Genomic DNA, 8,241 nt, shown 5'->3' with positions numbered 1-8,241 from the left:
CGCCGTCTCCGGAGGCGGTTCGAAGCATGTGGCGACCATCCTCGCCACCATGACCGCCATCGCCGAAGCCAATTGATGGCCGACGGTCTGGTGACGGTGGTGTTGCCGTGCCTGAACGAGGCCGAGTCGCTGCCGGTTGTGCTGTCCGCTATGCCCGCGGGCTACCAGGCATTGGTCGTCGACAACAACAGCACCGATGACACCGCGGAGGTGGCCCGCCGACACGGCGCCAGGGTGGTCGCCGAACCGCGGCCCGGCTACGGCTCGGCCGTGCATGCCGGGGTGGTGGCTGCGACGACGCCGATCGTGGCGGTGATCGACGCGGACGGCTCCCTGGACCCCGCCGACTTGCCCGCGCTGGTGGCCGAGCTGGACCGTGGTGCCGATCTGGCGATCGGCAGGCGCCGCCCGGTGCGGGGATTGCACTGGCCGTGGGTGGCCCGGCTGGGCACGGTCTTGATGAGCTGGCGGCTGCGCACCAGGCACGGCCTCCCGGTGCACGACATCGCGCCGATGCGGGTCTTCCGGCGGGACGCGCTGCTGAGCCTGGGCGTCAGCGACCGCCGGTCGGGATATCCGCTGGAGCTGCTGGTGCGTGCGGGCGCGGCAGGCTGGCGGGTGGTTGAGCACGACGTCGCATACGGTCCCCGCCTCGGGGGTAAATCGAAGGTCAGCGGATCGCTGCGGGGCAGTGTGACCGCGATCCTGGACTTCTGGAAGGTGATCTCTTGAGGCGCGACGGCGACGATGCGGAGCGAAGCGACGAGGAGGAGCGGCGCACATGAGCCTCGTGCCGGTGACGCTGCTGGTGGTGGCCAAAGCCCCGGTGCCCGGCCAGGCCAAGACCCGGCTGGCCGCGACGGTCGGCGACCGGGTCGCCGCACAGATCGCAGCCGCCGCGCTGCTGGACACCCTCGAGGCGGTAGCGGCCACGTCGGTCGCCACGCGGGTGGTGGCGCTCACCGGCGAGCTCGACGCCGCCGCCGACGCTGCCGAGATACGGCGCCGGCTCGCGTCGTTTGCCGTGATCGATCAGCGCGGCAACGACTTCGGCGACCGGCTGGCCAACGCGCATGTGGACGCGGCCGCCGTCGACGGGCTTCCGGTGCTACAGATCGGGATGGACACCCCGCAGGTGACCGCCGATCTGCTGGGCGATTGCGCTCGACGTCTGGCCGAGTCGACGGCGGTGCTCGGGTTCGCTCGCGACGGCGGCTGGTGGGCGCTCGGGGTGCATACCCCGGGGCTCGCCGAGTGTCTGCGTGATGTCCCGATGTCTCAGCCGGACACCGGAGCGTTGACGCTGAAATCGCTGCGCAGCAACGGTGTTGGCGTCACTCTTCTCGACGAGTTGGCTGATTTCGACGTCGCCGAAGACGTGGCCGCGGTCCGTGAGCGCTGCCGCCCGGGTAGCCGGTTTGCCCAAGTCACCCGCGCCGCGGGTCTGTGAAGGATCGCCGGGCGATGGCGCGTCCGGTCAGGCCGATCGCGAACACCCCGAGCCCGACGACCACCGACTGCCACGGCAAGGTGGCGACCAGCAGCAGACAGCCGATGACCCCGCACACGTTCAGCACACGCGGCCACCGTCGCTGCGTGGTCGGCTGGGTGTAGGCCGACGCGTTGGCGATCGCGTAGTAGATCAGCACCCCGAACGATGAGAAGCCGATCACGCCGCGCAGATCGACGGTGGCTGCGAGAATGCAGACGACCACGCCGACCGTGATCTCGGCGCGATGCGGCACCTGGTAGCGCGGATGCACGGCGGCCAGCCAGCCGGGCAGATCCCGGTGACGGGCCATCGCCAGGGTGGTGCGCCCGACGCCGGCGGTCAGCGCCAGCAGCGCACCCAGGCTGGCCAGCGTCGCGCCCACCGCCACCACCGGCAGCAACGGCACAGCCCCGGCGGCGCGCAGCGCCTCGGCCAGCGGGGCGGGCGACCGCGCCAGCCGATCGGGTCCCGCTGCCAGCAGCACCGCGACCCCGACGACGAGATACACCACGACGGCTATCCCCAACGCGACAATGATCGCCCTGGGTATGGTGCGGGCCGGCTCACGAACCTCCTCGCCCATCGTCGCGATCCGTGCATAACCGGCGAACGCGAAGAACAGCAACCCGGCCGATTGCAGAACCCCGTACCACGTTGCCGATGACCAGGCGCCCGCACCGCTCAGATTCGAGAGGTGCATGCCACCGATCGCGATGCCGATGACCACGACGGTAAGGGCAACAAGCGTGCACGCCAACAAGATTCGCGCCAATGCCGCCGTCTTGGTGATACCGCGGTAATTCAGCGCGGTCAGCCCGATCACCGCGGTGACAGCGACGAGGCGCTGCGCCGACCACGCTCCCGGCAGCGCATACGCGCCGATGGTGAGCGCCATCGCCGCACACGACGCAGTCTTGCCGACCAGAAACGCCCACCCCGCGGCGAAGCCCCACCACGGGCCGAGCTGCTCGCGCCCATAGATGTAGGTGCCGCCGGACGTCGGATAAACGGCCGCCAGCTGCGCTGAGGCGGTGGCGTTGCAGTATGCGATCGCCGCGGCAATCGCCAACCCGATCAGCAGCCCGGCGCCGGCGGCGCGCGCGGCCGGGCCGAAGGCGGCGAACACTCCGGCGCCCATCATCGATCCCAGCCCGATCACCACCGCATCGCCGGTGCCGAGTCGGCGGGAAAGTTCCGGCTCGCCCGATTGGTTCCGTTCGCCGTCCATGTCGTCTACCAATGGGTGAAGATCAGGCTGTTCAGCAACAGTGCCCCGACGACGTTGAGCGCCAGCCACAGCCGCACGGTCCGCTGCGGCAACAGCGCCGGCGCGGAGGTCAGCCAGACGGTGAACGGCAGCCAGATCCGTTCGGTCTCGGCCTTGCTCAGCATGCTCAAGTCCGCGCAGACGATGGCGACCAGCATCGCCAGGATCAGCAGGTGCAGGCCCGACCGTCGACGTATAGCGGCCAGGTCGAAGACCCGGCTGAGCCCGGCGACGCTGCCCAAGCCGATCGCGCACACTACCGCAGCCAGGTTGGCCCAGCTCCAGTACTGGAACGGCCGATCATGGGCGATGCCCTGCCAATAGCGCTGCTGCACAAGGGCATAGCCGTCAAACCAGCAGAAGCCGGTCGCGGCGAACGCCGCCGCAACCGCCGCCGCGGCCAGAATTGCCGACCCCAGTGACCGTCGCGCCGAGCGCCAGTCGGTGGCGCAGACCAGTACCGCCAGGGCCGGAAACGCTATCAACGTCAGGCCGTAGCTGAGGAACACCGCCCAGCCGAGCAGCAATCCCGCCGCGGCCGCCACCAGCACAGGGAACCGAACCGCGTCGCGCGCGGCCAATGTCAGCAGTGCGATGCCCCAGGCGGCGACCCCGGCGAAGTACCCGTCGGCGGAGACCGCGATCCAGATCGCCGTGGGTGCCACCGCGACGAACGACGCCGCGCGACGCGCAGTCGGCTCGTCGGCCAACGCCCGCAGCGTGATCACGATTGCGGCGGCGGCACTCGACCCGACCAGCACGCAGAGCAACCCGGCCCACGCACCGCCGCCCAGTCCGATGCGGTTCAGCCATACGAACGTCAGCAGCGCCCCCGGCGGGTGGCCGGAGACGTGGGTGACCCACGAGTTCGGCTGAAAATCCAGGATCCGGCTGGAGAACGTACGCAGGGCCAGCGGGATGTCGGTGATGCCCGGCACCTGCGGCAGATACTCGTCCTTATCGGTCAACCGGCCGGCGAAGCCGCGTTGCCAGCCGTCGATCATCGCCAGCGCGAACGCCCACGCGAACGACGTGGCCCACGCGACCAGCGGCAGCGCCCGCCACGAGAGTCGCTGCGCCACAACGGGTCCCCACACCACAGCGGCAAGCGCGAGTAGAACCGCGGGTCCGGTGCCCCAGCCGACGTGGGCGTTGAACCAGCCGAAGATCGGGGCAGCGGGCGCATGCCAGCCGAAGCGGTCCGGCGCGGTGTGCAGCCGCGACCTGATGCCCCAGTTCAGGCGGGGCACCACGAATGCGGCCGCAACCAGGACCAACCCGATCGCAACCGCGATTGCTTCTCGGCGGGCGATCCTCACGACCGGTAAGCCGCCCGGCCTAGTTGTGCGCAGGCGCGTCGGCCGCCGGCTGTTGGGGTGGCCGTCCTTTGCGCAGCGTGTCGAGCAGTTCGCGGTAGGGACCGACGAGGTAGACGGTGTCGTCGGCGTGCAGTCGGGCATCGCGGCGGGGGTGCAGCTTGACCAGTGCGTTGGGCCGGGTGATGGCGATGACCCGCGTTTGGGTGGACAGTTCGAACATGCGCAGGCCGTCGAGTTCGCTGCCGCGCGCCACCTGCATCCCGCCGACCACAAAGGAGCGTTGCCCGACCGAGAACGTGCCCAGCACCTGCAGACCGACCGCTGCGCCAATGAACCACGGCACGGCCAGCTCGACGGTGGAGCGCACGTTTTCAAAGCCGAACCGCTGCGCCACCGCGAAACCCAGCGTGTTGTCATAGACGCGCAGGACCAGCGGAATATCGGTCCAGTTGAGCCCGGGCCGAACTTTGGTGCCCAGCATCTCGGTTAGCACGATCCCGGTTTCGATGTTGGTCATGTCGTCGCGAGTCAGCACCGCTACCGCGCGGGCGTGATCCACCCGCGCCGATCGCAGTGTCTGGCCCAACGTGGCGTCGCCGAAGATCACCGGCACGTCGAGCTTCTGTACGACCGACAAGAAGCTGTTCTCCTCGTTTTTCTCGATCACCGCCACGTCGTAGCCGGCGGCGGTCAGATCGGTGATCACGCGGATGCCGAGCGCGCTCAATCCGACGACGACAATGTGGTTGCGCAGATGGCGCACCCGCGGGCGCGCGGCCCCGAAGACGAAGCGGCGCGACAGCAGCACGTCGGCGACGAACGCGACCAACAAAGCGGTGGTGGTCACCCCACTGAACATCAACAGGGCGGCGAACACTCGCAGCCAGGTGGGCTGGTGCACGAAGCTGAAGTCGCCGTAGCCGGTCGTGGTCATCGTCTCGATGGTGAAATAGAACGCGTCGACCCAGCCCATCCGCGGCGGGGGCCGGTAGCCGAACCGCAACAACACCGTGGAGAGACTCAGCAGCAGCAGACTGCCGGCCACTATTGGATAAAACGCCGGGTTGAAATCGTTGACCAGCGCACGGATGGCGTCGAACGCGCGCCGCAGCCGCGGCTGACGCGTTCGCGCGCGTCTCGTGCCTCGGATCTTGATGCCTTGGGCGGCCACCTCGTCGGCGGTGCCGACCATCATCGTCCAATCACCGGCGTGCACCCGCTGATCCCGGCTCGGGCAGATGTCCATCTCGCCGGGGGTGGGGGAGCCATCGCCGTGAATCACCGCCACCGGGGCCAGATCCCCGTACAGCTCGCGCAGCGTGGCGTCGCGGTATGCCTCGCCGCCAGAGACGACGAACTCGATGCCCGCGGCTTCGAATTGGTGCGTGGTGTGTTCCAGGCATGCCTCGACCACTGACGGCGCCGCCAGTTCGGCGACGTTGAAGATCGCGCCGGGCCCGTTGTCGTCGGCGATCGCTTCGCGCAGCACGTCGTTGGCCACCCGTGCCACCACGCGCGCGTTCGGGTTGGCTTTCCTTGCCAGCAGCGCGATTTCAAGATTCACCGCGTCGTCGTCCCCGGCGCAGACAACGGCGAGCGCATGACCGACCTCGGCGAGGACGAGTTCACGAGAAACCCCGGCCTCGGACAAGTCGAGGTTGGCCAGCCTGGCGACCGTCACGCCGGCGTTTTTCAGCTCATCGATGATCGTCATGGCCAGCGCATCGTCACCACTAACAATGATGTGGCGGTGCATGCTCTCGTACGCTCCTGAAGGAAAGCCCAAAGGCGACCGAGTTCTCCACGATTTCGGACCGGCCCATCGACTCATTATGTCATCCGGCATTAACGACTCCGCGCGCTGACGCGGGCTTCGAGTCTTCTAGGACAACCGTTTCCCGGCTTGGCCTGCCAGGGCCTGCCGGTCCACCTTGCCGATGCCGCGCATTGGCAGCGCCTCGACGATATGCAGCTCGCGGGGCGCGGCGGTGTGATCCAGGGTGCGCATGACGTGTGCCCGCAACTCCTCGAGCGAGGGCGGACTGTGACCATCGGCCAGCACGACGGCAGCGACTACCCGTTGGCCCAACCGCTCGTCGGCGAGCCCGAAAACCGCGCAGTCGGACACCGCAGGGTGGGTCCGCAGCGCCGCCTCCACGGGCTGCGGCAGCACGGTCAAACCGCCCGTGCTGATCGCCTCGTCGGCTCGGCCCAGCACGGTGAGTACGCCCGAATTATCAACAGCGCCAATATCGTCGGTGCGAAACCACCCCGGCTCAGCGAACGGGTCGGGGTCGGGTGGGTTGCGATAGCCGTTGGCCAGGGTCGGGCCGCCGATAACGATCCGGCCGTCGGCGTCTACCCGGACCTTGACGCCGTCGAGCGGGACACCGTCATATACACAGCCGCCGGCGGTTTCACTCATCCCGTAGGTGCGGACCACCCTAATATCCGCTGCTGCGGCGGTGTCCAGGATCGGTCGTGGGGCAGGCCCGCCGCCAACCAGCACGGCGTCGAACTCGGCCAGCGCCGCAGCGGCCGCGGGATCGGTCAGCGCCTTGGCCAACTGTGCGGCCACCAACGCCGTGTAGTGCCGACCGGAGCCGAGTTCGTCTACGGCAGAGGGCAATCCGCTGATGTCGAAGCCGGCCGACACGTCCAGCTCCACCGGAACGGTGCCGGCCAGCAGGCTGCGCACCAGCACCTGGACACCGGCGATGTGATACGGCGGCAAAGCCAGCAGCCACCGGCCCGGCCCGCCCAGGCGGTGATGGGTGGACGCCGCGCTGGCGGTCAGCGCGGCGGCGGTGAGCAGCGCACCCTTGGGCGCGCCGGTGGTACCCGACGTCGTCACCACTAGCGCGATGTCGTCATCGATAGCGTCGCCCACCCGCAGCGCCGACAATGTCGACCCGCGATCGGCGCCGGCAGGTACCGGCAGCAATGCAGACGCACGGCCGTCCAGGACCTGCTCGAGCGCCGCGAGCAGCGGGCGCGCCGAGGAACCCTCCGCCACGGCGAATGCGCGCAGGACGGCTATCCGGTCTCCTCGCCGTTGCGGGCATCGTCCAACGGCCAACCCTTGGCGGCCAGGCGTGACCGGACCCGCTCGATGTCGTCCGGTTTCGGCAGCTCGTCGGTCATCTGGGTGATCAACACGCCGATGTCGATGTCGTCGGCGTTGTCCTGCTGCATCAGTTCGTGGGCCACCGCCTTGACCTCATCATTGGACAGCCGACGCGACAGCAGGGCGAGCACCGGAAAGTAGTCGGTGGGCGGTATGCCCTCTGGATACCCGGCGCGCAGCCAGGCCACTATCGAGGTCAGAAATCGGTTCACACTGCCTCAACTTCCCCCGGACGGCGTTGGTTAAGCCTGCTCAGCGAATGAATTTAAATGTTACGCGGGTTTGGCGCCGAGGATATACCAGCCGGTGTGGTAGCCGATGAAGTCCCGGGCGACGTACAACACGCCGATCACGACCGCTATCAGCGCCAACGCGTACAACGCGTAGCTGAGAGCGGTCAGCGCCGGATTCTTTTGCCCCACGGCAGTGCCATCGGAGCCCTCGACACCAGCGCCCGCTGCGCCCGCCCGCACGCCGAGTGCGAACAGCGCAGGCAGCCCGCTACCGAGGACCAAACCGAAGACCAGGATCTTCAACGAAGCCTCGTAGTTGAACCAAGTGCTCATGGCATGCCTGCTTTCTTCGCCGGGGCGCTGCCGGGACCGGCGTCGGTAACCGCTCCGTTCCCGCTGGGGACTCCCGCGCCGATCTTGGCCGTCGGCTGGCCGTCCTCGTCGAGCCCGGCGGTCAGGTCGCCCTTCCACTCGGCGTTGACGTTGTTGTGGTCTACCTTCGTCTTGCGCGACTGCAGGTAGATGGCCGCGGCCGTCGCCACCAGCAGAGCGAAGCCGACGATCGAGCCGAGGAAGCCTCCGATCGAGTGGACCACCCAGTAGGTGATGGCACCGACGGCACCGGCGGCGGGCAGCGTGATCAGCCAGGCGACGGCCATGCGGCCGGCAACCCCCCAGCGCACCTCTGCTCCGGGTTTGCCCACCCCGCTGCCGAGCACGGATCCGGTTACCACCTGAGTGGTGGACAGCGCGTACCCGAAGTGAGCGGACAGCAGAATGATGACCGCCGAAGACGATTCGGC

The 8,241-nt window shown here is 68.5% G+C and carries 9 protein-coding genes; 2 read left to right on the top strand and 7 right to left on the bottom strand.

Going from position 1 to position 8,241, the window contains the following annotated elements:
* Positions 1 to 75: 75 nt before the first annotated feature.
* Both VNW74_RS27145 and VNW74_RS27140 read left to right on the top strand, forming a co-directional pair.
* Complete coding sequence (locus VNW74_RS27145; RefSeq protein WP_325682622.1) at positions 76 to 732, top strand: glycosyltransferase family 2 protein; 657 nt, start codon at positions 76 to 78, stop codon at positions 730 to 732.
* Positions 733 to 781: 49 nt separating this feature from the next.
* The gene (locus VNW74_RS27140) at positions 782 to 1,450 is read left to right on the top strand and encodes a TIGR04282 family arsenosugar biosynthesis glycosyltransferase (protein ID WP_325682618.1); all 669 of its coding nucleotides are present in this window, start codon (positions 782 to 784) and stop codon (positions 1,448 to 1,450) included.
* Here VNW74_RS27140 and VNW74_RS27135 read toward each other — a convergent pair.
* The 7 genes from VNW74_RS27135 to VNW74_RS27105 all read right to left on the bottom strand — a co-directional run.
* A complete protein-coding gene (locus VNW74_RS27135) occupies positions 1,428 to 2,720 on the bottom strand; it encodes an APC family permease (RefSeq protein WP_325682616.1) in 1,293 nt (430 codons plus the stop codon). The two genes, VNW74_RS27140 and VNW74_RS27135, sit on opposite strands and share 23 nt — an antisense overlap.
* A gap of 5 nt (positions 2,721 to 2,725) precedes the next feature.
* Positions 2,726 to 4,078, bottom strand: coding sequence for a hypothetical protein (locus VNW74_RS27130; RefSeq protein ID WP_325682614.1), 1,353 nt, complete (start codon positions 4,076 to 4,078; stop codon positions 2,726 to 2,728).
* A gap of 19 nt (positions 4,079 to 4,097) precedes the next feature.
* Positions 4,098 to 5,834: an NAD-binding protein gene (locus tag VNW74_RS27125; RefSeq protein WP_325682612.1), complete on the bottom strand. Its 1,737-nt coding sequence runs from the start codon at positions 5,832 to 5,834 to the stop codon at positions 4,098 to 4,100.
* A 126-nt stretch (positions 5,835 to 5,960) separates the two neighbouring features.
* On the bottom strand, positions 5,961 to 7,067 hold the full coding sequence (gene menE, locus VNW74_RS27120) for an o-succinylbenzoate--CoA ligase (RefSeq protein WP_414686791.1): 1,107 nt from the start codon (positions 7,065 to 7,067) through the stop codon (positions 5,961 to 5,963).
* A gap of 47 nt (positions 7,068 to 7,114) precedes the next feature.
* On the bottom strand, positions 7,115 to 7,417 hold the full coding sequence (locus VNW74_RS27115) for a DUF3349 domain-containing protein (RefSeq protein ID WP_325682610.1): 303 nt from the start codon (positions 7,415 to 7,417) through the stop codon (positions 7,115 to 7,117).
* A 60-nt stretch (positions 7,418 to 7,477) separates the two neighbouring features.
* The gene (locus VNW74_RS27110; protein WP_325682608.1) at positions 7,478 to 7,771 is read right to left on the bottom strand and encodes a hypothetical protein; all 294 of its coding nucleotides are present in this window, start codon (positions 7,769 to 7,771) and stop codon (positions 7,478 to 7,480) included.
* The coding region (locus tag VNW74_RS27105; RefSeq protein ID WP_325682606.1) for an inorganic phosphate transporter at positions 7,768 to 8,241 on the bottom strand (474 nt) is incomplete at its 5' end. The genes VNW74_RS27110 and VNW74_RS27105, both read right to left, overlap by 4 nt.

The organism is Mycobacterium sp. (assembly GCF_035570115.1).
In the GTDB taxonomy this organism is placed as follows: domain Bacteria; phylum Actinomycetota; class Actinomycetes; order Mycobacteriales; family Mycobacteriaceae; genus Mycobacterium.
The sequence above is the reverse complement of the archived record's forward strand: the minus strand, read 5'-3'. Positions and strand labels throughout refer to the sequence as shown.

Coding starts and splice junctions, on each gene's coding strand:
- VNW74_RS27145 (WP_325682622.1), top strand. CDS start 76: ATGGCCGACGGTCTGGTGACGGTGGTGTTGCCGTGCCTGAACGAGGCC.
- VNW74_RS27140 (WP_325682618.1), top strand. CDS start 782: ATGAGCCTCGTGCCGGTGACGCTGCTGGTGGTGGCCAAAGCCCCGGTG.
- VNW74_RS27135 (WP_325682616.1), bottom strand. CDS start 2,720: ATGGACGGCGAACGGAACCAATCGGGCGAGCCGGAACTTTCCCGCCGA.
- VNW74_RS27125 (WP_325682612.1), bottom strand. CDS start 5,834: ATGCACCGCCACATCATTGTTAGTGGTGACGATGCGCTGGCCATGACG.
- VNW74_RS27110 (WP_325682608.1), bottom strand. CDS start 7,771: ATGAGCACTTGGTTCAACTACGAGGCTTCGTTGAAGATCCTGGTCTTC.